Source organism: Microbacterium sp. MPKO10 (genome assembly GCF_026107415.2).
Classification (GTDB): Bacteria; Actinomycetota; Actinomycetes; order Actinomycetales; family Microbacteriaceae; genus Paramicrobacterium.
The window spans coordinates 743,959-768,351 of the sequence record NZ_JAPCHX010000001.1 but is presented as its reverse complement, the minus strand read 5'-3'; the positions used below and the strand labels follow the sequence as shown (position 1 = coordinate 768,351).

17 protein-coding genes are annotated in these 24,393 nt (G+C 64.1%); 9 read left to right on the top strand and 8 right to left on the bottom strand.

Translation table 11 applies throughout. The annotated features are described in order from the left end of the window. Positions 1-138: 138 nt before the first annotated feature. The 3 genes from murJ to OK352_RS03605 all read right to left on the bottom strand — a co-directional run bounded on the left by murJ (position 139) and on the right by OK352_RS03605 (position 4,460). Positions 139-1,779 (bottom strand): murein biosynthesis integral membrane protein MurJ, encoded by a 1,641-nt coding sequence (gene murJ, locus OK352_RS03615; protein WP_265140023.1) that lies wholly within the window; start codon positions 1,777-1,779, stop codon positions 139-141. Beyond that, entirely contained in the window at positions 1,772-3,982 is a 2,211-nt protein-coding gene (locus OK352_RS03610; protein WP_265140022.1) for a DUF6049 family protein, read from the bottom strand. The genes murJ and OK352_RS03610 overlap by 8 nt, the downstream gene beginning before the upstream one ends. A gap of 88 nt (positions 3,983-4,070) precedes the next feature. Continuing rightward, positions 4,071-4,460 carry a hypothetical protein gene (locus OK352_RS03605; protein ID WP_265140021.1) on the bottom strand — a complete coding sequence of 130 codons (390 nt, stop codon included), beginning with the start codon at positions 4,458-4,460 and terminating at the stop codon, positions 4,071-4,073. Between the two features lie 115 nt (positions 4,461-4,575). Between OK352_RS03605 and OK352_RS03600 the strand changes: the two genes are divergently transcribed. Next, positions 4,576-4,956 carry a TraR/DksA family transcriptional regulator gene (locus OK352_RS03600; protein ID WP_265140020.1) on the top strand — a complete coding sequence of 127 codons (381 nt, stop codon included), beginning with the start codon at positions 4,576-4,578 and terminating at the stop codon, positions 4,954-4,956. A 125-nt stretch (positions 4,957-5,081) separates the two neighbouring features. On the opposite strand, the gene OK352_RS03595 is transcribed toward OK352_RS03600, so the two are convergent. After that, positions 5,082-7,193 carry a RecQ family ATP-dependent DNA helicase gene (locus tag OK352_RS03595; RefSeq protein WP_265140019.1) on the bottom strand — a complete coding sequence of 704 codons (2,112 nt, stop codon included), beginning with the start codon at positions 7,191-7,193 and terminating at the stop codon, positions 5,082-5,084. A 197-nt stretch (positions 7,194-7,390) separates the two neighbouring features. Here OK352_RS03595 and OK352_RS03590 point away from each other — a divergent pair, with 197 nt between their 5' ends. The 4 genes from OK352_RS03590 (at position 7,391) to OK352_RS03575 (ending at position 13,988) form a co-directional block, all read left to right on the top strand. Next, positions 7,391-7,825: a hypothetical protein gene (locus tag OK352_RS03590; protein WP_265140018.1), complete on the top strand. Its 435-nt coding sequence runs from the start codon at positions 7,391-7,393 to the stop codon at positions 7,823-7,825. Positions 7,826-8,022: 197 nt separating this feature from the next. After that, positions 8,023-9,597: a DUF7059 domain-containing protein gene (locus tag OK352_RS03585; protein WP_265140017.1), complete on the top strand. Its 1,575-nt coding sequence runs from the start codon at positions 8,023-8,025 to the stop codon at positions 9,595-9,597. Between the two features lie 482 nt (positions 9,598-10,079). After that, on the top strand, positions 10,080-12,962 hold the full coding sequence (locus OK352_RS03580; RefSeq protein ID WP_306387769.1) for a helix-turn-helix transcriptional regulator: 2,883 nt from the start codon (positions 10,080-10,082) through the stop codon (positions 12,960-12,962). A gap of 84 nt (positions 12,963-13,046) precedes the next feature. After that, the gene (locus OK352_RS03575) at positions 13,047-13,988 is read left to right on the top strand and encodes a phosphodiesterase (RefSeq protein WP_265140016.1); all 942 of its coding nucleotides are present in this window, start codon (positions 13,047-13,049) and stop codon (positions 13,986-13,988) included. Between the two features lie 446 nt (positions 13,989-14,434). On the opposite strand, the gene OK352_RS03570 is transcribed toward OK352_RS03575, so the two are convergent. Together OK352_RS03570 and OK352_RS03565 are read right to left on the bottom strand one after the other, a co-directional pair. Beyond that, a complete protein-coding gene (locus OK352_RS03570; protein ID WP_265140015.1) occupies positions 14,435-16,279 on the bottom strand; it encodes an HNH endonuclease signature motif containing protein in 1,845 nt (614 codons plus the stop codon). A gap of 656 nt (positions 16,280-16,935) precedes the next feature. Next, positions 16,936-18,525, bottom strand: coding sequence for a stealth family protein (locus OK352_RS03565; RefSeq protein ID WP_265140279.1), 1,590 nt, complete (start codon positions 18,523-18,525; stop codon positions 16,936-16,938). 314 nt (positions 18,526-18,839) lie between these two features. On the opposite strand from OK352_RS03565, the gene OK352_RS03560 reads away from it, so the two are divergent. Both OK352_RS03560 and OK352_RS03555 read left to right on the top strand, forming a co-directional pair. Then, a complete protein-coding gene (locus OK352_RS03560) occupies positions 18,840-19,328 on the top strand; it encodes a MarR family winged helix-turn-helix transcriptional regulator (protein ID WP_265140014.1) in 489 nt (162 codons plus the stop codon). A 437-nt stretch (positions 19,329-19,765) separates the two neighbouring features. Further along, on the top strand, positions 19,766-20,206 hold the full coding sequence (locus tag OK352_RS03555) for an Hsp20/alpha crystallin family protein (protein ID WP_265140013.1): 441 nt from the start codon (positions 19,766-19,768) through the stop codon (positions 20,204-20,206). A 276-nt stretch (positions 20,207-20,482) separates the two neighbouring features. On the opposite strand, the gene OK352_RS03550 is transcribed toward OK352_RS03555, so the two are convergent. Further along, positions 20,483-21,196, bottom strand: a complete 714-nt coding sequence (locus tag OK352_RS03550) for a sulfite exporter TauE/SafE family protein (RefSeq protein WP_265140012.1) — start codon at positions 21,194-21,196, stop codon at positions 20,483-20,485. A 308-nt stretch (positions 21,197-21,504) separates the two neighbouring features. Between OK352_RS03550 and OK352_RS03545 the strand changes: the two genes are divergently transcribed. Further along, positions 21,505-22,488 carry a J domain-containing protein gene (locus OK352_RS03545; protein WP_265140011.1) on the top strand — a complete coding sequence of 328 codons (984 nt, stop codon included), beginning with the start codon at positions 21,505-21,507 and terminating at the stop codon, positions 22,486-22,488. Between the two features lie 506 nt (positions 22,489-22,994). Continuing rightward, entirely contained in the window at positions 22,995-23,228 is a 234-nt protein-coding gene (locus OK352_RS03540) for a glycine zipper domain-containing protein (RefSeq protein ID WP_265140010.1), read from the top strand. A gap of 205 nt (positions 23,229-23,433) precedes the next feature. On the opposite strand, the gene OK352_RS03535 is transcribed toward OK352_RS03540, so the two are convergent. Next, positions 23,434-24,369, bottom strand: coding sequence for a Ppx/GppA phosphatase family protein (locus OK352_RS03535; RefSeq protein WP_265140278.1), 936 nt, complete (start codon positions 24,367-24,369; stop codon positions 23,434-23,436). Positions 24,370-24,393: the final 24 nt, after the last annotated feature.

Sequence of the window (24,393 nt, the reverse complement as noted above, 5' to 3'; positions counted from 1 at the left end):
ACTCCTGACGTTGTCGTTCTGACGAGTAGAACACAGTGTAGTCAGCAACTATTCCGGGCGGATGTGCGTGACCTGCAGGCGGGCTGCACGCAGCATCCGGAATCTCATGATCAGTGCGGGCGCGCGTTCTCAGATGGCCTATCGACCGAGTCGGCGCTTCAGCGGGGCGAGCGCGCCCTTGAGCTCGGGTGTGCGCATCGCTATGAGGACGCCGAAGTAGACGACGGCCATGGCGAGACCGACGAGAGCCATCGTTGCGATGGCACCGAGTACCGATCCGACGGCGAAACCCCCGTCGACGGTCGCACCGAGCAGCCAGGTGATCAGCCAGCCCACAGCGGCGGCGGGAAGCGCGGCGACAATGAAGCGTGCGATGGTGAGCAAGACCGGGCGTGCGCCGAGACCGCCGATCTTGCGTCTCAGTAAAAGGTAGCCGACGATCAGCTGCACGACGCCGGCAAGCGAAATGGATGCTGCGAGCCCGACACCGATCGTTTCGGGAGGCAGTGTCGAGCAGAACAGACAGAGGGCAACGAACACGCTTACCTGTACGACGGCGGAGAGAAAAGGCGTACGGGTGTCTCCGAGAGCGAAGAACGTGCGCTGCACGACAAACAACAGCGTGAACGGCAGCAGATTTCCCAGGTAGGCAAGAACGACCGCCGCCATTTGACCGGCCTGAGCGTACGTGCCGTTGAAGAGGCTCGAGAAGGGAAGTGCGACAACCCCGATGGCGGCACCAGCTGGCACGACGAGGAGCGTAATCTGCCGGGCGGCGCGAGCGACGTCTTCTTTCATGCGCTCAACCCGTCCCGCGTGCACGTGCTCGGCCATCCGGGTGAAATACGCCGTCGCCACGGAAACGGCGATGACGGAGTGCGGAAGCATGATGATGAGCCACGAGTTCTGCAGGGCCGACGTCGACGCACCCTGCCCCGTTGCGAGCATGGCCACGTTCGTCTGAACGAGGCCGCCCAGCTGTGTGAGCAGGAGAGAGGCAAAAGTCCATCCGGCGAGCTTGCCCGTGGCGCGCAGGCCGATGCCGCGCCACCGGAAGTCGGGTCGGTAAGACAGACCGATGCGGCGCCAGAAGAAAAACAACGTCAGGGCCTGGGCCGCGATGCCGAGCGTGGCGGATCCGGCAAGAACCATGATCATGTGCGGTGACCAGTCGCTGACGAGACGTGTTCCCGCAGCATCTGCCCCAAAAATCATCATGAAGGTGACGAGGCCCGCCATCGCAATGATGTTGTTGACCGCCGGTGCCCAGGTGAATGGTCCGAACAGCTTGTGGGCGTTGAGAATCTCACCGACGAGTGAGTAGAGGCCGTAGAAGAGCACTTGCGGAATGCACCAGTATGCGAACGCCGTGGCGAGGGCGCGTGCTTCTGGATTGATGTCGCCGCTCAACAGATAGAGATTGACGATGTACGGCGCCGCAAGAGTGACAACGAGCGTCACGGCGATGAGCAGAACCAGCGCGACGGTCAGAAGCTTGTTGATGTATGCCTGTCCGCGGTCTTTGCCAACGATCGCACGAACGATGGTGGGGACGAGAATTGCGCTGAGCACTCCCCCGGCAACGATCGAGTAAATCTGATTCGGAAGTGCGTTCGCGACGCCGAACGCGTCGGCGCTCACACTGCCGACACTGCCGATCGCTGCGGCAAGGAGCACCGCCTTGGCGAAGCCGAGCAGTCGTGAAACAACGGTGCCGGATGCCAGAAACAGGCTGGCACGCCCGATCGAATCGCGGCCCTTCGGCGCGGGATCAGCCATCGTCGTGCCCCTTGGTCGTCTCATCATCGGCGTGATCGTCCGACGGGTCGCTCGAGTCCTCATCCGGTTCGTCGATGGGTGCGGTGCCGTCAGTGCGCTCACGGCGGCGGCGGAGAACCGTGCGAATGACACCGAAGACGAACAGCAGAACGACAGCGCCGATGAGAATGATGGTGCCGATGCGTTCCCAGTCGGCGCGCACCGTCACGGGGACCGTCGAGCTGCCGGTGAGAGCGACACCATCTGCCGAGTACAGATTGAGACGCAGATTCACGTCACCGTTGCCGAGTCGAGCCGTCACGGGGATCGCGACAGTCTGCTGCGTCTTGGCAGGGATCTCTGTAAGCTTCGATGACTCGACGGCGAGCCGCGGGTTGTCTGGCGACGCCTTCATCACGACCTGCACGGGAAGGTCGAGACTGTTGCGCACCGAGATCTTGATGGAGATCTGATCGGCGATCATCAAGATCGGGCTGGATTGCACGATCGTCACTGACGAGAGCACGTCCTGCGTCCCCTCCTCGAACTCGGTGACAGCATCCGCCCAGCCATCGAGGTCGGAACGCCATCCGATGGACGAGACAGTGAGCTTCGCGGCGTCATGACGGCCGATGAGTACGCTCGGGTCCTCCAATGCCGTCGCGAATGAGGCAATGTCGTCATCGGCGCTGTTCAGACGCGTGAAGGCCGCAATTCGATCGTCCGACTGCTTCTTGTCGACAAGGGCGACGTCTGTCGTGTCGGATTCCTCGAGGGAACTGAGCGGAGCGATGCTCACTCCGGGAGCAGACTCGAGCGATGAAAGCACCGAGGACATGCGCTCCGCGCTTGACGGATACGTGCGATCCAGGGTGAGAAGGATGCTGCGATCGTGCGCTCCTGGCTCCGCGGCCATGACCGCCAGCTTTGCTTCGAGCGCCGCGATGGCATCGCTTTGCCCCGTTTCACTCGCTGACGTTGCCGCGCGTCGAAGATCCGCAGATGCGGCGGAATCGGCAATGAAGGCGGTCGTGTCACCAAGTGCAGTGCGGGCGTTCACCGATGTGTGCGCGCCGACGGAGGTATTCGATGACGCGAGAATGACAGGGCCGTACCCGAGGTCTTCGAATGAAGCCAGGTTGCCGGCGGTGACGGTGTCATCAGCGGGCCAGATAGCTGTCGGGAATGTGTACGGAAAGTCGAGAAGTGCGTCGAGGCTGGGCACTCCGTTGGGATCGACCGTGGGTGTGGGGCTCGGTGTTGATCCGAGATCATTGGGGCTCGGTGTGTCTGTGTCCGTTGGCGTGGGGGTCTCGGGGGCCTCGTCCTCATTTGGCGGGCTGAAGTTCTGAGGGTCGATGCCGAACGCCAGCGACGTCGGCTGCTGCAGAGAAGATGCTCCGGCCTGCAGTTGAGCAGTCGGGTCGGCGTCCGCATACTGCAGGGGGAATATATCGTGACCCGAGTTCTCCAGTGTGGTGAGCCACGTCGTGGCACTTTCCGGCGCCGCTGACCCGAGCGCCCGAATCGAGGCGATGATGCGCGGATCGATCGCCAGAGCGACTGTATGGCCGAGAACACCGTCGAGTTGGCGCGTGAGAAGCCCGGACTCCGACGTGTAGGCCTCGAGATCCTCAGCGCTGATAAGGCTGTCAGCGTTCGGGGGAAGAGTGATGGGTACGGCGACCGTGACCCTCTGAGTGTCTGGAACGGTGCCTGCCTCAGAGACGAAAGCGTCCCGCGACTGCGCCGTGACATCGCCTGACACATATGTGCCTGCGAAGGAATATGCCCCGAATGTGTCGGGCAGATCAAGATCGTCGCTTGTCACGGTGATCGGCGTGCTCGTCCAGGTCGAGTTCGAATCGATCGAGGGAACGTCAAGCGTGTCGAGGGTCGTCGTCGAAAAGGTATCTGGCGATGACTCGTCGAGGAAGGTGCTGAGATCCGCGCGGGAACCAAACGGCTCATCACCGGCGGACAGCACAACATGACCAGGCGGCAGTGAATTCTCAGTCGAGTTGGTGACTGTCACGCTCGCGCGAATCTCGCCATCGGGCGGAAGAGGGGTGTCCAGGAGTTCGACGGAGAGAACAACGACGTCCTCCGACTCCGTGGCCATCGCGAACGAACCAGCGGCTGACGAGGCCGGCGTCAGGGCCAGAGACGACAGGCCGACGGCAGCGACGATGGCCGCACGCGCGAGAGTCGAAGGAGGAGTCATAGTGTTGGCGAGCCCCACGCGACGGGCGAGGGCTCAGCCGATTCTACGTGGAGACGGCGTGACCTTGCCTGAGCGCACACGGAGCGGCTCAGTCCTCACCTCGCCTGGTCGCGGGTTCAGCGGGCGAGATCTGGGCATGGTCGAGGGAGCCGGCGAGTGTCCATACGGCACGGGTGAGTTCCGGATGCTGGTGGGCGATGTCGCGGAGGATTGTGTACTCAAGGCGGTCCGCCTCGGCACGCAGGCGGGCAGCATCCGGTCGTTGTGTCTGTTCGCCCAAGCGGGCGAGCAGAAACTCGGCTGTCTTGCCCGTACGGTCGAGCTCCTCGTCACGCAGGGCTCTGACGACCAGTTGGTCGACGGTCGGGAGATGCTGCAGGAACTCCCACGGGTCTTCGCCGTCACGAGAGTGGTGCTCGATCAAAACGTCGAGTTCGAGACGCGCGTCAGCGCGCAGGCGGGCGAGGGATTCGCTCATTTCTGCTCGCTTTCGCTGGGAGATACCGTGCATATCCAGCGTACGACGTTGTGACGGGACGTCGTCTGGTAGCGAAAATCCCGCCGGTTTCGCTCGCCATATGTCACGATGGTCTATGGCCACTTCACGACTGAGCGACGCAACCCTGGAGCATTTCTCTGACGTTCTGCATCGTCGGAGAGATGAATTGGTTCATCTGATGCGTGCCAATGACGAGGCGCTCGGCGAGGTGCGTGAATCACTCGGCGAGGGCACCAACGACGACGAGCACGACCCCGAGGGTCCGACGATGTCGGACGAATGGTCGAAGCTCACGGGCCTCCAGACGGAGGGTGAGAACGAGCTGCGCGAGCTTGATGCAGCCCTGGAGCGCATTGAGAAGAATGAGTTCGGGATGTGCGAATCGTGTGGAAACGCGATCGGCAGACCGAGGCTTGAGGCGCGCCCATATACGACGCTGTGCATCGATTGCGCGCGCAAGGCGGAAGCGCACTGACCAGACCTGACGTGACCTGCTGAGGCTAAGCAGATCGAGTCGGCTCCCACTGACAGAGCCACGGTGGCTGAGCTGCCGAGGCTAAGTTTTCTGCCGCGGCTAGGCGCGCTGCCTAGGTGTGCTGCTTAGGCGCGCTGGGCGAGCGCGAACGGCAGAACGGAACCGGCACCGCCGTCCAGAAGCGCTTGACCGGCCACGGTGAGCGTCCAGCGACTATCGACGAGATCGTCGACGAGGAGAATCGGTGCACCCTGGTGCTCGGCCAACCCCTTCGTAAGTGCGGGGCCGACGCGAAAACGCCCCCACACCTGAGCAAGACGGAACACGCTGTTCGTCGTGCCCGTTGCCTGAGGTGGCGACGTGCTCTCGAGAGAGCCGAGCAGAGGCAGGCGGCCGATTCTCGACAGCCCCGCCGCGAGAGAGCCGACGAGCTCGGGATGAGAACTTGACGGCATCGCGACGATCGCGGCGGGACGCTCGGACCACTCCCATTCGGCGAGCACGCGGACGCAGGCATCGAGAATTGCGTTGTCGACGGGAGCATCGGACGCGTTCGGGGCGAACAGCTCACGCAGCCGGCCGCCCCACCCCAGGTCGGTGAGTCGCGTGAGCACACGACCCGGCTGCAGACGGCGCTCCGCGGCGATGCGCCCGGAAACCGGAAGGCCGACGCGATCGGAGCCGGCCGGCCATTGGGCGCGTGGGTCGATCACGACGCCGGCACGCGAGAGGCTCTGCGTTGCAGCATCCGTTGCCGAGTCATCGGCGCCCCGCGGGTACCATGCCTCCGCGCACACGTCGCATCGGCCGCATGCCGCAGCGGTGTCGTCGTCGAGCTGGCGCTGAAGAAACGCCATGCGGCATTCGTCGCCCGCCTCGTACTGCAGCATCGCATTCTGCTCGGAGACTCGTTCGGCCGCGATGCGCTCGTACCGCTCGCTGTCGTAGTGCCACGGCATCCCCGTCGATATCCAGCCGCCCTGAACGCGGCGCACCGCACCGTCGACGTCGAGAACTTTCAGCAGCAGCTCGAGAGCGCTGCGCTTGAGGTCGACTCTCGATTCGAGTGCCGGAGTCGACAGGGGCCGATCGGTTTTCTCGAGTGCGTCAATGACCGCGATCGCCGCGTTCTCATCGGGCATGGATGCTGTCGCGAAATAGCGCCAGATCGCGCGATCCTCCTCCCCCGGCAGCAGCAACACATCGGCGTGTTCTGTGGCGCGTCCGGCGCGGCCCACCTGCTGGTAGTACGCGACAGGAGACGACGGCGCCCCGAGGTGGACGACAAAACCGAGATCCGGCTTGTCGAACCCCATGCCCAGAGCACTGGTGGCGACGAGTGCCTTCACCTCGTTGGCTTTGAGCGCCTCTTCTGCACGCTCGCGTTCACCCGGATCGGTGCGACCCGTGTACGCAAGGACGTTGTGCCCGGCCTCGCGCAGAAGCCGTGCGGTGTCTTCTGCCGCCGACACGGTGAGGGCGTAGATGATGCCGCTGCCTGAGAGTTCGCCGAGGTGGCTGAGGAGCCAGGCGAGCCGTGCCGCGTTGTCGCTGAGCTGCAGGACTCCGAGCCGCAGTGACTGGCGTGCGAGCGGCCCCCTGATGGTGGTGACTGGTTCGCCCCCGGCGCTCAACTGCTCTTCGACATCGACGACCACTCGCTTGTTCGCCGTCGCCGTCGTGGCGAGAACCGGGACGCCGGAGGGCATCCGTGTAACGAGCTCGCGCAGACGCCGGTAGTCGGGGCGGAAGTCGTGGCCCCAGTCCGAGATGCAGTGCGCCTCGTCGACGACGAGCAGACCGGTGCGGTCGACAAGCTGGGGCAGCTGTTCGTCGCGGAACGACGGGTTGTTGAGCCTCTCGGGCGAGACGAGCAGCACGTCGATCTCGTCTTTCTCGAGGGATTCGAGCACGTCGCCCCACTCATGAGCGTTGGCCGAGCTGATGGATGCTGCCCGCACGCCGGCCCGCGCCGCCGCGGCGATCTGGTCGCGCATGAGGGCCAGGAGCGGAGAGACCAAGAGGGTCGGGCCGGCACCCGCCTGCCGAAGAAGCAAAGTCGCCACGAAATACACGGCTGACTTGCCCCACCCCGTGCGCTGCACGACGAGGGTGCGCTCGCGGTCGTCGACCAGGGCAGAGATCGCCTCGAACTGCCCGTCGTGAAAATCGGCGTCGTCGCGCCCGACGAGGGCGCGAAGCTTGTCGCGGGCGGCGGTGCGGGTGGTGTCTGTCACTCCCCCACCCAATCAGACGTGGGTGACATCACAGCATCCGTCTGGGTTCTATGTGCAGAAATGGGCGGTCGCGCCGGGCTGTGGACGAGGAACTGAGGTGGGGGCCCGTGGCGATGGTGGCTGTGGAGAACCGTGAACCGTCCACAGATTGCTGATCGGCACAGCGGTGTGCCGTGGCATCCGGGCACGATCGGCGTATGACGATCAGTGCAGAAGAGGCAGCGAGCACTCCGCTCGTGAGCGATGAACAGATTGAGGCCAGAATGGCCGATCTCGTGGGCCGCGCCCTCAGACGTCAGTGGTGGATGTTCTTTCTCGACGAGAACGACGTCCAGCTCCCCGTCGTGGTGCCTGTCGAGGGTGCGCCCCTTGTGCCCGACGAGGCCGCGGCGGAGCATAGCGCCGAGGGAATGGCGGCGATTATGGAGGAAATCGGTGCCGCGCAAGTGATCCTCGTGTGGGAACGCCCGACCGGTGCGACGGTGACGATGCCCGATCGAGCGTGGGCGCGCTCATTGGGTGAGGCGGCGCGAGTGCGCGGGATCTGCGTGCGCGCGCAGCTGATCAGCCATCGCGACGGAGTGCGCTGGCTCGCACCCGACGACTACCTTGAGCAGTTGGCCGCGTCGTAACCTGGCTGAGGGGTTAGGGACATATCCGAATTCTTCGCAGCACTAACCAGTCCCACTGGTTACCTCAGAAGTCCGCCGTTCCCTCGGACGATCCCGGGTTACCGTTGCCGTTGCCGGCTTCGGCCGTCTATCGGTTCCCGGGTCACCCGCTCCCCGTTCCCCGCTCCCTTCTCGGCATCCGCTGGCAGAATAGACCGGTGACCGACACCTTTTTCGAGAGCGCCGACCTTGCAGAGCGGCTGAGATCCGATCTTGAGGCAGCCGCCTACTCCGTCCCGACGCTCACCGCACTCTGGGGCGATGAGGCAGAGCGCGCCCTGCATCGCAACCAGCGCGTGCCTGCTCTCCGTCAGCTCTCCCGCCAGCCGGCCAGCGCCGCCGTGACACTCGCTCGCCTTTTCGTGCTCGGCTGCAACGTCACGCGAGAAGCCCTGAATGCGGCGCTTCCGTCTCTCGGGGTTGCCGGCGCGCAACAACTCGAACTCATCGCGGCCGCTGGTGACAGCATCCGGCCGCTGAAAGACCTGCGACCATACAGCTTCATTGACGCGACGGGGGCGGGCAGCTGGTGGATCGTCTCTGATCTGGGCGAGCTCACTCGACCTGGTGCGCTTGACGAAGACCATGTGCTCGGCGTCGGCGGTGCGTCACTGTCGCTCGCGGGGCTGATGGGGCCTGGTCCCGTCGAGAGTGTCCTCGATCTCGGAACCGGATGCGGGATCCAAGCGCTGCACGCGTCGCGGCACGCGAAGCGGGTCGTCGCGACAGACATCTCGGCGCGAGCACTCGACCTCGCGCGGCTGAATGCCGCGCTCAACGGCGTAACCACCATCGAATTCCGCCACGGCAGCCTGTATGAGCCGGTCGCGGGTGAGCGATTCGATCAGATCGTCAGTAACCCGCCCTTTGTGATCACGCCGCGGCGCCCCGGCGTTCCCGCGTACGAGTACCGGGACGGCGGGCTCGTCGGTGACGAGATCGTGCGGCGAGTTCTGGTCGGCAGTGCCGAGCACCTCACACCGGGCGGAACCGTGCAGATGCTGGCGAACTGGGAGTACCGCTCGGGCGAAGCGGGGCTTGACCGTGTCGCGTCATGGCTGACCGAGGATGCTGGTGAGGCTCTCGACGCGTGGGTCATCGAGCGCGAAGTGCAGTCACCGGAGGAATACGCCGAGACGTGGATCCGCGACGGCGGAACGCGCGAGGGCACCGAGAGATTCGACGAGCTGTACGACGCGTGGTGCGACGACTTCGCCGAGCGTGGTGTGCTGCAGGTGGGCTTTGGCTACGTGTGGCTGCGCCGTCGCACGAACCTCGACACGCCCCTATGGAACCGGTCAGAACGGTTACTCTCCCCGCCAGGGCACAACGACACAGGTCTTGGTGCACATATGGCCGCGTGCGTCGCGGCGCACGACCGCCAAGCGGGGGCGACGAATGCCGAGCTCGCCGCGACGGCGCTCCTCGTCGCCGGTGACGTCACTCAAGAGCAGCACCACTGGCCGGGCAGTGAAGACCCCACGGCGATCATTCTGCGCCAGGGCGGCGGCTTCGGCCGCAGCATCCCCGTCGATACGGCTCTGGCGGCGCTCGTGGGAGCCTGCGATGGAGAGCTCACCGTCGGCGCGATTGCGGGGGCACTCGCACAGCTGCTTGACGTCGGCGAAGACGAGCTGGCTGCGCAGCTGCTCCCCCGCGTGCGGGACCTCATCGATGACGGCATCCTGGTGTACCCCTCAGACGGGCCTGCGTCGCAAAGGTCGCAAAGATAAGGCATCTGCCCGATGGGGCACCGCTACCTTAGCTTCCACTCTGGAGGTATCGAACGAGATACCAGGAGTGAGCACGATGAACGCATGGCCCGAAATGTACTACGAAATCGAATACCGTCAGCACGAGCGAGCATTGGAGAATGCCGCCGCGTATCGGCGAGCGGCTGAACTCAGCCCCGCGCAGGTTGTGCCGTACGTCTCCGTGTTCTCGCGGGCACTAACCAAGCTGAAGGGTTACATCAATCGGCGGCGTAAGTCCCGCCGGGCGCGTGCGGACGCGGCCTCAACTCCCTCGACGGCGAGTTCGCACTCAGCTCCGGTGACAGCGGAGCGGGTACCCGCCCCATCGATAAGCGCGTCACCGGTGTCGACGGTGCGTGCGCGCAGAGTGAAAAGTGAGGATGCTGTTGCTCGACCGCGTCTTGGCTAAGAACGCGGCAGATGGCGCGGCTGATGTCGGTGCGCCGTGTGACGATGGGAACATGGTCGAAACCCCTGTGCGCGCGACGATGGTGGGACGCGCACACGAGCTGAGCGCCCTGACCTCTGCCTTCGAGCGCAGCATGGAGGGGCGCCCCCACGTCGTGCTTGTGGCGGGTGAAGCCGGGATCGGCAAGACGCGACTGCTGCGCGAATTCCGCGAACAGGCGAGTGCGCAAGCGAATGTGGCAGTCGGTCAGTGCATTGATTACGGGGCGACGCCGGTCCCGTACGCTCCGATCATCGGCGTGCTGCGCGACATCGTCGCCGATATGGGGGCAGAAGCCGCACGAGCCGTGGTCGGTCCAGGGCGCGATGCTCTGCTGCTGCTGTTGCCCGAGCTCGGTGAGGGGCCTCTCGACTGGAGTGAGGTGAGCGCCAGCAGGCTCCACGATGCAATCGCTGTGCTGCTCGAGGCGTATGCACAGCGGGCGCCGCTCGTGGTGATGATCGAAGACCTGCACTGGGCCGATGAATCGACCTTGACAATGCTTCGCTTTTTGATGCGTGTGATCTCGCACGCCCGCGTGCTCATCGTGCTCAGCGTGCGCAGCGAGGACGTCGGCAGAGGGTCAGCTGTGCACACGTTCCTCGCTGAAGGAGAGCGCGCTCGCCTGCTCGAGCGCGTCGGTCTGTCACGGCTCGACCGCACCCAGGTTCGCCAGCTCGCCGAGTCGATGCGCGGCGACAATCTCAGCGACGACGTTCTCGACCGCATCGTTGATCGCACCGATGGCGTGCCGTTCTTTGTCGAAGAGCTCGCATGCTGTGCAACCGGGGCGATGCCCGACACTCTTCGAGACCTCCTTCTGGCGCGCTACGACTCAGTCGATGCCACGGCTCAACGGGTCATTCGAGTGCTCTCGGCTTCAACAGGCTGGCTGCCGCACGTCATTCTGCGAGAGGTTGTCGATCTGAGCGACGAAGATCTCGACGAGGCGATTCGCGCCGGGGTGTATGCGAACATCCTCGAGGTCGATGACAACGCCTATTGCTTCCGCCATTCGCTGCTGCGGGAGGCGGCTCAGGGCGAACTGCTTCCCGGTGAGCGCGGGCGGGTGCACCTCGCGTATGCCCGCGCTTTCGAGCAGCATCCTGAAATCGACGCCGAATTCGAGATCGCATACAACTGGAACGCCGCCGGTGATGCACCACGTGCATTGTCAGCAGCGGTTTCGGCCATGTGGAGCGCTAAGAAGGCGTACGCGTACGCAACCGCGTCTCAGCTGGGTGAACTCGCGCTTGAACTCTGGGAACGCGTCGACGAGCCTGAGCGGTTGGCCGAGGTGTCGCGGGTGAAGCTCATATCGACTGTCGCCTCACTGCATCGAAACGCTGGTGCGGGTGAGCGTGCACTCTCGTTGATCAACGCGGCGCTGGAGGAGGCAGACCACTCCCCCGTCACACCCGAGCTCTTCGTGCGCTTGCTGCGAGATAAGGCTCAGTACCTCGCGAATATCGGCCGCCCGGGTGCCGTCGAGCTTCTCATCGATGCGCTCGCACTACTTGGCGACGAATCTGACGAGAATCCGGGTCATGTGCACGATGAGCGCCTCCACGCGATGCTTCTGAATATGCTGGCGGCCCGGTACATGCTCGTAGGTAAGGCGCACGAGTCGATCGTCACCTCATCGACGGCGTATGAGGTCGCATCGGCCGCAGGCGAACGTGCCGAGCGGTCGATCGCGGCGAACCTGCGCGGTATGTCACGAGCCCAATTGGGTGATGTCACCGAGGCTCTCGCCGACATCGAACGTGCGCGTGAAGACGCCATCGACCCGAAGTCGCGACTGCGCTTCAGCGTGAACTATTCAGACCTTCTTTATCTGCTCGGCCGCTATGAAGAGGCAATCGAAGTTGCCCGTGCCGGGCACGTGCGTGCCATTGAGCTGGGAGTGGAACGCAGCTCGGGATCGATGCTTTTGCACAACATGGTCGACCCCCTCTTTGCACTCGGTGACATCGATGAGGCTGAGAACATCATCACGAGAACCCTTGAGCTCGGCAGCCTCACTGTGCCGCAGAGCTATTCACAGAGAACCCGTGTGCAGGCGTTGCTCTGGCGTGGTGATGTCGCGACGGCTCGCCGTCTCGCCGAGCAGTGGTTGCCCGGTTTCGACGCGATTGCCCGCGTCGAACAGCAGGTCTGGTGGGCAGCAAGTGAAATGCGTGTCGATCTGGCGAGTGCCGAAGAGAGATGGGATGACGCGTGGCGTGCTGTTCGCGGTGTTCTCGATGAGCCCGGGGTGACGACGCAGCTGCACAGGCGCAACTTCTTGCTGAAGTCGGCGGAGGTGGTGACGCGTTTGCGCGATGCGAACACGGGTGTTGATCCGGATGCTGCCGCAGAAGAGGTGCGCACGGCATGGCATGCCCTGCCGGAATCAGTTGCGACGAAACCACTCACTGCCGTTGTCGAAGGGCTTCTGGCTCCTCCGGCAGCGGTCTCTGTCGAGCTGCATGTTGCGGCGGTCGAGGCGTCAGATGACCCGATCGTGCCTGCGCTTGTGCGTCCCGTGGTTCGTCTCCAGCTCGCGCGTGCTCATGTCGCTGCGGGCGACCGCGTGCGTGCGTCTGCGGTGATGGATGACGTGATCGGCCGTGCCCGAGAGCTCGCTCACGTGGGAGTTCGCGACCAGGTGATGGCGTACGCGGATGCTGCAGGTCTGCGTGGCTCGACAGCATCCGTCACTGATGACGTCCTCACGGCACGCGAGCTTCAGGTGCTTGAACTTGTTGCCGAGGGACTTAGCAACCGGCAGATCGGCGAACGGCTATTTATCAGCACGAAGACGGCGAGTGTTCATGTGTCATCGATTTTGCGGAAGCTGGGTGTTTCGACGCGTACCGAGGCCGCAGTCGTCGCGCGCCGTACGGCGCGTTAGCGGCTCGCCGTCAGCCATTCACCGTCCGTTCGGAGAGTTGTGCTGAGATGTGTGTATCCGAAGAAGCCAGCGAATGGATGAGTCGTGACTCCACGAACGGCCGAATACCCGAGGCCGGACCACTTTCTTCTGCACATCAGCGACACACACCTGTTGGGTGGGGGTCGTCGCCTTTACGGATCTGTCGACCCGACAGCTCAGTTGCGCGAGTTGTTCGCCGAGCTGGATGAGTCGCAGCGCCACCCGGATGCGATTGTGTTCACGGGAGACCTCGCCGACAAGGGTGAGCCCGAGGCTTATGATCTGCTGAGGCGCATCGTTGAGCCTGCTGCTGAGCGACTCGGCTCCCGGGTGATCTGGGCGATGGGCAATCATGACAACCGTGCTGCGATGCGTTCGGAACTCTTGGGTGAGCCACCGAGTATGCGACCCATCAATCACGTGTATGACCTCGATGGGCTGCGTGTTGTGACAATCGACACGAGTGTCCCCGGTGAGCATTATGGCGATCTCACGGCGGAACAGCTTGACTGGTTGCGTGAGCAGCTTGCCGTTCCGGCACCCCATGGCACGATCCTTGCGATGCATCATCCGCCGATCCCGAGTGTGCTTGATCTTGCGGTGAGTGTGGAATTGCGCGATCAGCAGCGACTGGCTGATGTGTTGCGTGGAACAGATGTGCGCAGCATCATTGCCGGGCACTTGCACTACTCGTCCATGGCGTCATTTGCGGGCATCCCCGTTTCTGTCGCTTCGGCGAGTTGCTATACGCAAGATCTCACGGTGCCGGTCGGGGGGACGCGGGGACGCGATGGGGCGCGTGCCTACAATCTCGTGCATGTCTATGAGAGCACGGTGCTGCATTCGGTTGTTCCGTTGGGGCAATATCGTGTTCTGGACTATGTGGATGCTGAGGAGTCTGCGCGTCGTCTCGAAGCTGATGGCATTGAGATACCTCTGTCGCGTACGCAAGCGGCTGAAGCTGCGGAAGCATCACGTTCGCGGGTGCCAGCGTCGGTGTCCTGAGTTTCTTGGCCGAAGCTGGCGGTCTGTAGTTCGGACGCCACCACCATTGTTGCCCGCGGATGACTCTCGCGGCAGCAGCACAGCCTGAGTAGCGCTTCAAGCTGTTCTGCTTGTGCGTTATGTGTGTTGGGGCCGCCGCCGGGATCGCAGGTCCAGCCGCCGTCGCTCACATGCCCGCAGGGCGTCGATTCTGGCGGTATACCGACGCATTCGACGCTCGTCATCTCGTCAGCCGCAGTGATCGTCATCGGTCAGCACTGGTGCGATCTACGCGTCGTAGCGGATGGCTCCCTTCTCACCGGCTGCCCCAGCCGAGGCAGGCGGTCTGGCGCTCGGATACCTTCGCTGCAGTTGCCCGGGAATGACTCTCGCGGTGTCGGCGTACTCCGAGTAACGCTTCAAGCTGTTCTGCTTGTGCGTCTCAGGTGTCGGGGCCGCCGCGTACGTTAGGTGCGCGGCCCGGTATCTCGACCATCATCGGGCGGGTGTCCTTCGGGGCCGCCTCGGTCCCTGGGACTGCCCTTCTGTTCGGAACCGGTACCGCCTCCGGGACGGCCACTACCGCCTGGCCGGTCGCCATCGATCGGCCGGCCACTACCGCCTGGATGTCCACCGCCTTCGGAGTTGCCACCATCGCTGGGCCGGTCACTACCGCTTGGTCGGTCACCGCCGCTGGGACCGTCGTCGCCGCCGTGGCCGTTGCCGCGTGGACTCTCCCCAGGATCGTCGCCGTCGGGATTGTCGCCGGAACTATTGCCGTCTTCATTGTCACCTTGTCGGCGACGTTTGCCGAGATACTTCCGGTTCACGTACCAGCCTGGTGGCACGAGTTTCGGGTGGCCGTCGTGGTTGCGGGTGATCGCCCATTCGCCGTGTTCGACTAACCGGTGGTGAAACCAACACAAAAGGACGCCGTTGTCGAGGTTGGTGGGGCCGCCGTTGTCCCACCCCTGGATGTGGTGTGCTTCACACAACCAGGCGGGGATGTCGCAGTCCACTGCCGCACACGTGGTCCCATCCCGCGCAACCAGAGCAAGGCGCTGCTTCGCAGTGAAAAACCGTTCCGTGTCTCCCAGGTTCAACACATCCCCGTGCTGATCGATCGTGACCCGTCTCGTGTTGCCGTTGCACCGCATTTGTTTCACAAACGACATGGGCAACGCTGCCGGTGTCCCCGGCGACCACGCCGCACCATTCCCGTTCTCCAGGTCATCCTCTGACACGGTGACCAAAACGGTCGGAGCACGACCGTGCAGTTTCGGGGTGCTGTCCTGTGTGCCGGTGCCAGCAACAATGCTGGTGAACACATCCGCACGTTCCTGCGGCCTCGACCGATTCTCCGGTGCCTGTTCCTTAGCGGCGAGTTCATCCGCCTGCATAAACGCCGGGCTGGTGCGTTTGGACATGAACGCGTCAAACACCGGAGTGACGTGTGCTGCCTGTTCCGGAGAGAGCACCCCGGTAAGACGCATACTCCCATCATCCAGATGACGAAACACCAAACTCCGTGCCTCATGAAGTTCCTCCGCCGACGGTTGCACACCATCCGGATCCAACACAGCACAGAACATGCGCGCCTGACCCCGCAACGCATCCGCCGCCACCGGCACCTCACCATCAGCACCGGTCGCGTTACCCAGCAGTGTGGCTTCAGCCCAATCGAGCTGCTCCGGCGCCACCCGCGACAGAACCGGAGCAAGCGTGGAGGTGATTGCCTCGGCCACATCCAAACCGATGGTGCCCTCAGCGAGAGCTTTCGCCGTCTGGGCAAACACCGGCTCCAGAGGAAGACCCGTGTCCGAGACCCGCGGAGTGGTGCGCTGAGCGAGCTTCGTGTACCGGTACGCCGTGGAGTTCTTCACCCCCGTCACCTTCTCAAACAGTGCCGTCGGGCTAGCGGAGCCGTGACGAGCCGCCAACCCGTCAAACCCCGCGCCCGTGTCGGAGCGTCGGGCAATGTCGCCAACATTGCTGACCTGACGGCCCTCGACCACCCGAGAAATATTCGCCAAAAGACCCACAAACCTCAGCAAATCGTTTGCGGAGAGCGATTCCGGAGCGAAATCAGTCAAACCCGCCACAGCCCCCAACGCACGCTCCGCCGCCTCCACAGCAGACACCGCAGCAACCGCGCCACTCGAAGCAGCGTCACGATCCGCCGACCGCGGTGCGAGCTCCCCCGGGGAGTGCTGGTTCTCCGATATCTCAGGCACACCCGGAGCCGCCCACCGGGCCCGGTTCTCCGGCTCCTCCGAAGACCCAAACCCGGGTGCCGAACCTGCGATAACCATGGACACATTGTGACAGCAGCCACCGACATTCCCACCGACACAAACCCCCGATCAACACACCAATGTGGATAACTCCAAAAGTCGCATGCCTGTGGACGGAGAAGCGGAATTTGGCACCGACGAAAGGCTGCCTGAGGGAGAACAAACGAGCAGATTCGCGTTGACATCCGAGGCGAGGTGAACCGAAACATAAAAGCGAAGAACCGCGCCAGTGCGAGTGCCGACAATCGCGATATCCGGAGCACGGGACCACAAGAGTGGTGGAACAAAGCGGTGACAATGGCGTCGCCCGGAGCCGACGGGTGTATGGATAAATCCCGCAGCATGACGGCGACGGAGAGGGAACACGACGGGGTCGCGGAAGGAAAGCGGGGAACTCAGAGTTGGGAACTGAGAGCTGGGCCTCAGAGCTGGGCCTCAGAGGACGGGGGCGTGCACGGGGACGAAGGAAGGGCCCCAGCAGCCAGGGCAGGCCCCAGGGAACAGGACGATGCCCCCAGGGGGACAGCGCGGGCCCTAGAGAGTACGAATTGCGTTAGAGAAAGGTTGGGGACTCGCCGGCCGTGTTGTGAGATTCCGCAAGAGTCTGCAAGCAAGCAAACGAGCAAGCGAGCGCTCAGCGCCTCGAACCCAGACTTCTCGAGCGCACAGTTTCTCTAGATCGACTCCTTCTCCCAGGGAGCCGGAAACGGAAAGTAGCGATTCAGAAAGCTCAGCACGGCACGCGTGCGCTCCGCGTCGGTCAACTCAGGATTCGATCCGTCATTGAGGCAGAACATGTCTTGGTCCCGCTTACGCAACAGGCGTTCCATGGCAGGGATCGCGCTCTTGAGCGTTGTCTCGATGTACTTCACCTTGGCCTGACGCTGCTCGACGGCGCGACCCGTCATGAGCGCGTAGTAGTGGTAAAACGAGTTCGTCACCGAGATGTCAGTTGCTGAACGGAAGCGCGCTGCAGCTGTGCGCTGAAACTCCTCGGCAAACTCGGACTCCATCTCGTGAAGGATGCTGACACGCAACGGCGCCGCACAGTGCTCAAGGTGACGCGTGGTCACCTTGCCGAACCGCCTCCGGAGCACATCGCGATTGACGCGCGCAGCATTCTCGTGCCCGCTTCGCGCCGGGTCAGTGTCTCCCAGTCCGATTCGCGTGCGAGCCTCGACGAACTTCGTGATGCCGCCCGGAGAGAAGAAAAGGTCAGGGCTCACTGGACGGCCGAAGAACATGTCGTCATTGGAATATAAGAAGTGTTCTGCGAGCCCGGGGATGTGCTGCAACTGGCTCTCTACGGCGTGCGAGTTGTGAGTGGGCAGGACGCTCGTGTCACGGAAGTGGCTCTCGGCGGGCACGAAAGTCACCTTGGGATGGCGCTGGATCCAGGCGGGAGCGGGGGAATCCGTCGCGATGAAAATCCGTCGAATCCACGGCGCGAATAGATAGATGCTTCGCAGGGCATACTTGAGTTCGTCAATCTGCCGGAATCGGGCGACCGAGTCGTCCCCCTCCCCCACGACCACGCCGGCCATCTGCTCAGCGCGCTTCTTCTGGTACTCGGCGCTCGAGCCGTCAACCCACGAGAACACCATGTCAATGTCGAACCCAATATCGCTCGCGAGTTCGGCGAACATATTCTCCAGCGTGGGCCACTCGCGCCCGTAACGCGTCACTGTGGCAATGACCGCTTCGGAACGATCCAGAACCTGACGCGTCAGTGCGTTCGGCGTCGGCGCAACGATCGACTGATCGCCGAATCGCCAGAACTCGAGCTGTGGTGCTGACTCTGGACCATAACGTAAGCGCCCAATGGGCTCGACACGTGGGCGAAACAGCCGAAGAACTTTTGCTTTGGGGTTTGTCGAGAGAGCACCGTCGGCAACGAGGAGGGCACGGTCATCTGTGTCGACCGTGTAGAACGGGGCGGCAGAGACGTCACGGTTATGCTTCTTCTTCAATGTCAGCGCATAAAAGGGCTCGTTGGCAAATGCCGATGACAGTGCTGCCTCCACCGAGCGCCGGTCGCGCCGATCAACAGCAATCGTTTCCTGATCGTCCTCTCCTCGCACGAGGAGATAGTCAATCTGCGCGCTCTCCAGTGCGGCGGCGAGTGCGATCAGGTCGGAGATCATTGCATCATGCGGTGTGAAGGTACCCGTGCTCAGGGCATACTGACCCGTCCGGTGGACGACATCATCGCGATCAAAACGCTTACGATCGTCGGTCCGAATGACCGGTTCGTCGCTTCGCAGTCGCGGTGCATCGAGCACGGGCTCCCTTGTTGACGGATCTATCGACTCGTGTGCGCGCTCGCGAGACAGGAACGCCGGTGGAGTGTCCTGGTCAAAGCGCCCGTCATCTGAATCGTTCACAGCACCCCCTATCAGGCTCTCAGTCTACGGCCCGTGGCCTCGCCCCAGCGTCGCCCGTGTGCACGGCGATCCCGGTATAAGAAACCAGCCAGAACAGTTACAGCAACGTGCTTCAGAACGTGTGAGGCGCTCTCGCCGTCGCGGGTGCGAGTGCCGGTAATACTTGTAGCATCAACCAAAGGTAGAATAGTGGCATGACAGAACCGCACTGGCTCACGCCCGAGCAGCTTGCCGCGTGGACTCGACTCGTCGCCGTCGTCGAGTTGCTGCCGGGTGCTCTCGATACTCAGCTGCAGCGCGATGCCGACCTGACCCACTTCGAGTACTTCACACTCGCCATGCTGTCGGAGGCCGACAATCGGTCGCTCCGCATGACTGCTCTTGCGTCGCGTACGAACGCGACACTCCCCCGGCTCTCCCATGTCGTCTCTCGGCTCGAGCGCCGCGGGTATGTGCGGCGCACTCCTGCCGATGATGATCGGCGGGCGATCATTGCCCAACTCACGGACGATGGCTGGCAGAAGGTTCTGGCCACAGCGCCAGGCCATGTCGACACCGTGCGGCAGAACGTCATCAATGCCCTCGATGAACGTGACACCGAGGACCTCCGTCGCATCATGGCGAAGGTCCTCGACCGTCTCGACCCTGAAGGCCGCTTCGGCATGTCGACGGGACCGATGTAGCTCGACACTCCCCTGCCCGGGCGCCGTTCAACACACGAGCTTCCGGATGCTGCGATAGCTGCGCCCCGGGCCAGTCGACAACTGCGCAGGCTGCCTTCTCGTATCGGAAACACTCCGGGGTGCGCCGCCGGCATCATGACCTGAAATCCCCACGGGATGCGCCTCGAATCGTACCCGGCACCGAACACGTCCGATGACAAGCCCGGATGCCGCTGACGCGACGTGCTGCACGAACGAGCTCCCCATCGGTCTGTGCGTGATGCGCAGTGGCGAAAATCGGTGGAATCCACGGACCGCACCGTGTTCGGTCCGTAGACCGCACCGTGTGAGATCCGCGCGTTCGCTGCGGGCGAGCGCGCACTGTTAGCACTCGCAGGTCGAGAGTGCTAATCTGTCGTTAGTTGAGTAATACACGCTCAAGTTTGGGAGGTTACCTAATGACTACGACATTTGACCCATTCCGCGACTTTGCATCGCTCGCCGGAGCACTGGCAGATACACCGGCCGGCCCGCGACGCATGCCGATGGATCTGTACCGCGACGGCGACACGTACGTGCTCAACGCCGACCTGCCCGGAATCGATCCGGGTTCCGTCGACATCGACGTGGACGGCCAGCTTCTGACCATCCGCGCCGAGCGCACGGTATCGAGCGGAGACGGCGTGAAGTGGATCACGCGCGAGCGTGGCACGACGTCGTATCTGCGTCAGCTCAGCCTGGGGCAGGGCATCGACACCGAGAAGATCAGCGCGAGCTACGACAACGGCGTGCTGAGCATCATGATCCCGGTGAGCGAACGGGCAAAGCCGCGCAAGATCGCCGTGAACTCGGCTCCCACCGAGGCGACTCCGGCGCTGAGCGACAGCACCACGGCGTAGTAACGGTCCGCAGCGCGAGCAGCCTCGATGCGGATTCGGCCTCTGCCAGATCCACACCGAGACGCGCGCCACTCGGGCGAACGGCCGCCGACCCTTTCGGTCGGCGGCCGTTCGTGTTCGAGCCAGAACTCTCGACTACTCGGGGCGTCCGGGGGAGTCGTCAACGATCCACGGCTCCGCCTGGCTGGAGAGAAAATCCGGACGAGCGCCCCGAATAGATCGGTCAGGCGCTCGCTCCCGCCCCGTACAGAGTCGTCAAGGCGAGGTGCCGACTCCTCACAGCGTCTGCAGAATGACAGCGATGCCCGAGACGATCGCAAAGATCAGGATGCCGTAGCGGAGGCCCCGCCCGCCGACACGACGATGCACGAGCGAGCTGAGCCACACGCCGATCACGACAGCGGGAAGCAGCCACAGACTCGTCGTCAATCCGGAGCCCAAGAAGCGTCCGCTTATGGCAAGGCCGATTAGTGAGATGACCTCGCCCACGAGGAAGCACAGTGCCACGGTGGCTCGCATTTCGGCGGCGGGCCGGTGTTGATAGACGAGAGCGAGGGGAGGGCCGCCGACTCCCGTCGCTGTCTCGCTCAGACCGGTCAGGGCGCCGGCCGCGAGGAACGCGGCCGGGCTCGGCGTGAACGCTGGCGCAAGAAGACTCACGAGGGCCGCGAGAATGGTCGACCCGCCGATCAGATACCCCAGGCCGCTTGGGGGAATCAGTGCGAGCAGGCCGATGCCGAGGGGCGTCGCGAGCACGCGCGCGATGGTGATCCATCCGGCACCGCGCAGGTCAATGCGGTGCCGCTCTCTCCACGCCACAAACGCGTTGAGCGGCAGCATCCAGATCAAAATAGCGACGGGAACAAAGCCGGGATCGACGAGGCCTGCCAGCGGTGCCACGAGCATGGCAAAGCCGATGCCGGTAGCGCCTTGCAGAAACGCTCCCGCCAGCACGGCGACAGCGAGAAAGACGATTGCCGCAGGCGTCATTCACCGCACTTTCCTTCGGAGGGTCCGCTCAATCTCGGAGGCTCCCACACGATAACGTGTTTCGCCGCGCGGGGTGGCCCAGCGGTCCGCCGCCAGAGCGGTGAGCGCGCTCGGCGTTCGGCGTATGGGGAATGGTCGTCGCACGCGGACACAGTGATGCCGCATGCGGACACACTCATGCCGCACGCAGGCAGAAGGGTGTTGCGCGTGGTTGGCAGGATGCCGCGAGCAGAAGTGCCGCCCGAATTCACCACCAGCACAGCCAGCCGCTGTAGGGTTTTTGGTCGTCCCCAAATCGAAAGCTCCCCATGACCGCAAGCCCCCTCGATGAGAGCCCGTACGAGGTTCTCGGCGTCGATCGCACAGCGAGCGACGATGAGCTGCGGCGTGCCTACCGCCGCCGTGCACGGCAGACGCACCCCGATCTGGGCGGCAGCGCGGCGCAATTCAACGCGGTGCAGCTGGCCTGGGAGCGCCTGGGCACCCCCGAGTCGCGAGCCGCGTACGATCGCAGTTCGTCTGCCCGGCCAGCATCCGGTTTCGACGCTGACGAGTCGGAACACATCTGGAGCACCGGCCGCTCGCGATCGACGCAGCGCGATTCGCGCCCGAAGGCACGCATGTATGGCCATCCGGGTGGTCGCGCACGCGATAGATTCACGACGCTCATGCGCGAATGGGTCGGACGAGGTACGGATCCCGTCGACATCTACGACGAGGCGCTGATTCGACGTGCACCCAGTGAGATCAGGCACGCGCTCGCCGATGCGCTGGCCGAAGAAGCCACAGCGCGGGCGCTTGCGGACCTCGGCATGGGGTACACGGTGTGGCACGGTGTTGCGACAGACCGGGGGAGTGACACCTGGGTCGTCGATGCGGATGCTGCCGCGAGCGACACCCGCAAGATCGACCACGTCGTGCTCGGCCCGAGTGGCCTGTTCGCTGTGCAGTCGGAAGACTGGGGAGAGCCAGCGCGTGCCCGCCGCGGTGACCTCATCAGCGACGGGCTCGCGAAAGGTGAGAAGCCCGTGCACGCTCTCGCGACCCGGACCAAGGCCGTGGCGCGATCGGCACGCGTCAAGTTCACGGCACTCGTGATCGTGCTGCCCGACGACGCACTCGACGATGCGATCACCGCGCTGGGGCGCACACGCGGACTCGCGGCGTTCGCCGTGCGTCGGTCGGTGATCGGTCACTTCCTGCGCACGGGCGTGCCCGATGCGGCACGCCCGGCGGGAACGGACATGTTCGAGGTGCGCACGAGGCTGCAGAACAGCATCCATCTCGTGTGACGATCGTCTCGTCTCGTTGCCTTTGAGCGGCCTGCCCCCGAGGGCCTCGATACTCGACGGACCGGAAATGCCGAGTACCCGGGCTCATGCAGGCCCATACTCATCCAGAGCCACAGTCCGACGTGAGTGAATTCAGCCACGCCTGAACCTCACGGGTTCGACTTGGCGCAGCTCAGGCCTTCTCCGTGCCTGAGCCCCCACGCGTCTGACGTCCTGCACGTGTGATCCGGGTGCCTGAGCTCCCACACGTCTGATTTGCTGCGGGTGCGATTCGCCCACGAAATCTCCGCCGCGCGGCGGATGTCACCGGCTGAGCTCGTGCGTAGCCTGTTCGTGAGAAGCGCTCGTCGGGACGGGCTGTACGTGTGGCACGTTCGGTGGGTGTGGAAGGGCCGGTGCGCACGCGCCGACCGGGGATTGTCGATTGGTGAGGTGCCGATCGGGCGGAGTTCGCCGACGTTTCTGCCGGCAGAACGGGCAGACGGAGCGCAGCGGAGGTGGTGACGATGGCTGGACGCGGATTCGGCGCCAACGCGGGCATGAGCATGGGCGCGGGGATGGCGATCGGCGTCGGGGTCGGCATGGCGCTGGGCGCCGCCATGGACAACTTGAGCAGTGGTCTTGCGATTGGTCTCGCGTTGGGCATCGCCTTCGGCGCCGGTTTCAACAACCGTCCCGCGAAAAATCGCCCAGATGAGGATGCTGATGACGAAACGGATCCGCCCCCTCCGACGGTGTGACAGGCGACGCGTGACGGCTCGCAGGTGTCACCACAGCGTGACGGGCGAGTGGTGACGATCCGAACGGAGATGCCGGTGCGATGGGCCCGGCGTGACTGACGCCGTGATGAGTGCCGCGTGACGGGCTCGGCGTGGCAAGGCGTGACTGGGCTCCACGCGGACGGCCCCGTGTGGCGACTCTGCGTTCGCGTGGCCGATCGGCGGGTCAGGCCAGCGACAGGGCGACGCCGTCGAGGATGTCGTGTTCGCTCGTGACGACCGAATCCAGCGTTCCGCCCGCCGCCGCGACCGCCTCGGCCGTGCGCGTGAGCACCGTGTGCCAGGTCAGCGCACCCGCGGCGATGACATCGACGCGACCCGGGTGCATGTAGGGGAGTGCCGCCCGATCGTCACGCGGCAGCTGGGCCATGTCGTCGCATGTCGCGAGCATCGCGGCGACCGTAAGGCGGGTGCCGTTGATGGCATCCGGATCGTACCGGTCGAGCGAGAGCGCGTGAGCCGTGAGCGTCGTGATGGTGCCGGCGACGCCGACCACTTCGCGGACGCGGCCCAAATCGACGGATGCTGTCGCGAGATCAAGCGCGGCGTTCACATCGCGCACGATGCCTGCGCGGTCGTCCTCGCTCGGTGGATCCTGCGTGATGTTGCGCTCGGCCATGCGCACGCAGCCGACGTCCATCGAGAACGACGAGATGGTGTCTCCGTCGCCGAGCACGAGTTCTGTTGACCCTCCGCCGAGGTCGACGACGAGGCGTCCGGCTCCGGGAGGAAGCACGCTCGTGGCACCCTGGAACGACAGCTCTGCCTCTTCAGTGCCGGCGAGAACCTCGGGAGCGGTGCCGATGATGTCGCGGACAGCGTCGATGAAGACCAGGCGGTTCGCAGCATCCCGAGTCGCTGACGTCGCCACGAAGCGCACCCGCTCGACATCGTGCTCGCGGCAGAGCGCGGCGTACTCGCGCACGGCATCAAGCGTGCGGTCGAGCGCAGCATCGTCGAACCGTCCCGTGCGATCGACGCCCTGCCCGAGGCGCACGACCTTGAGCTCACGAATGACGTCGGTGAGCGCGCCATCGGCAATGTCGGCGATGAGAAGACGGATGGAATTGGTGCCACAGTCGATGGCGGCGACGCGGATCATGGATGCTCCTTCGACGGTGAGCGG

Excerpts from the sequence above, each read along its gene's own strand:
- murJ (WP_265140023.1), bottom strand. The coding sequence starts at position 1,779 with ATGGCTGATCCCGCGCCGAAGGGCCGCGATTCGATCGGGCGTGCCAGC.
- OK352_RS03610 (WP_265140022.1), bottom strand. The coding sequence starts at position 3,982 with ATGACTCCTCCTTCGACTCTCGCGCGTGCGGCCATCGTCGCTGCCGTC.
- OK352_RS03605 (WP_265140021.1), bottom strand. The coding sequence starts at position 4,460 with ATGAGCGAATCCCTCGCCCGCCTGCGCGCTGACGCGCGTCTCGAACTC.
- OK352_RS03600 (WP_265140020.1), top strand. The coding sequence starts at position 4,576 with ATGGCCACTTCACGACTGAGCGACGCAACCCTGGAGCATTTCTCTGAC.
- OK352_RS03590 (WP_265140018.1), top strand. The coding sequence starts at position 7,391 with ATGACGATCAGTGCAGAAGAGGCAGCGAGCACTCCGCTCGTGAGCGAT.
- OK352_RS03580 (WP_306387769.1), top strand. The coding sequence starts at position 10,080 with ATGGTCGAAACCCCTGTGCGCGCGACGATGGTGGGACGCGCACACGAG.
- OK352_RS03570 (WP_265140015.1), bottom strand. The coding sequence starts at position 16,279 with ATGGTTATCGCAGGTTCGGCACCCGGGTTTGGGTCTTCGGAGGAGCCG.
- OK352_RS03560 (WP_265140014.1), top strand. The coding sequence starts at position 18,840 with ATGACAGAACCGCACTGGCTCACGCCCGAGCAGCTTGCCGCGTGGACT.
- OK352_RS03555 (WP_265140013.1), top strand. The coding sequence starts at position 19,766 with ATGACTACGACATTTGACCCATTCCGCGACTTTGCATCGCTCGCCGGA.
- OK352_RS03550 (WP_265140012.1), bottom strand. The coding sequence starts at position 21,196 with ATGACGCCTGCGGCAATCGTCTTTCTCGCTGTCGCCGTGCTGGCGGGA.
- OK352_RS03545 (WP_265140011.1), top strand. The coding sequence starts at position 21,505 with ATGACCGCAAGCCCCCTCGATGAGAGCCCGTACGAGGTTCTCGGCGTC.
- OK352_RS03540 (WP_265140010.1), top strand. The coding sequence starts at position 22,995 with ATGGCTGGACGCGGATTCGGCGCCAACGCGGGCATGAGCATGGGCGCG.
- OK352_RS03535 (WP_265140278.1), bottom strand. The coding sequence starts at position 24,369 with ATGATCCGCGTCGCCGCCATCGACTGTGGCACCAATTCCATCCGTCTT.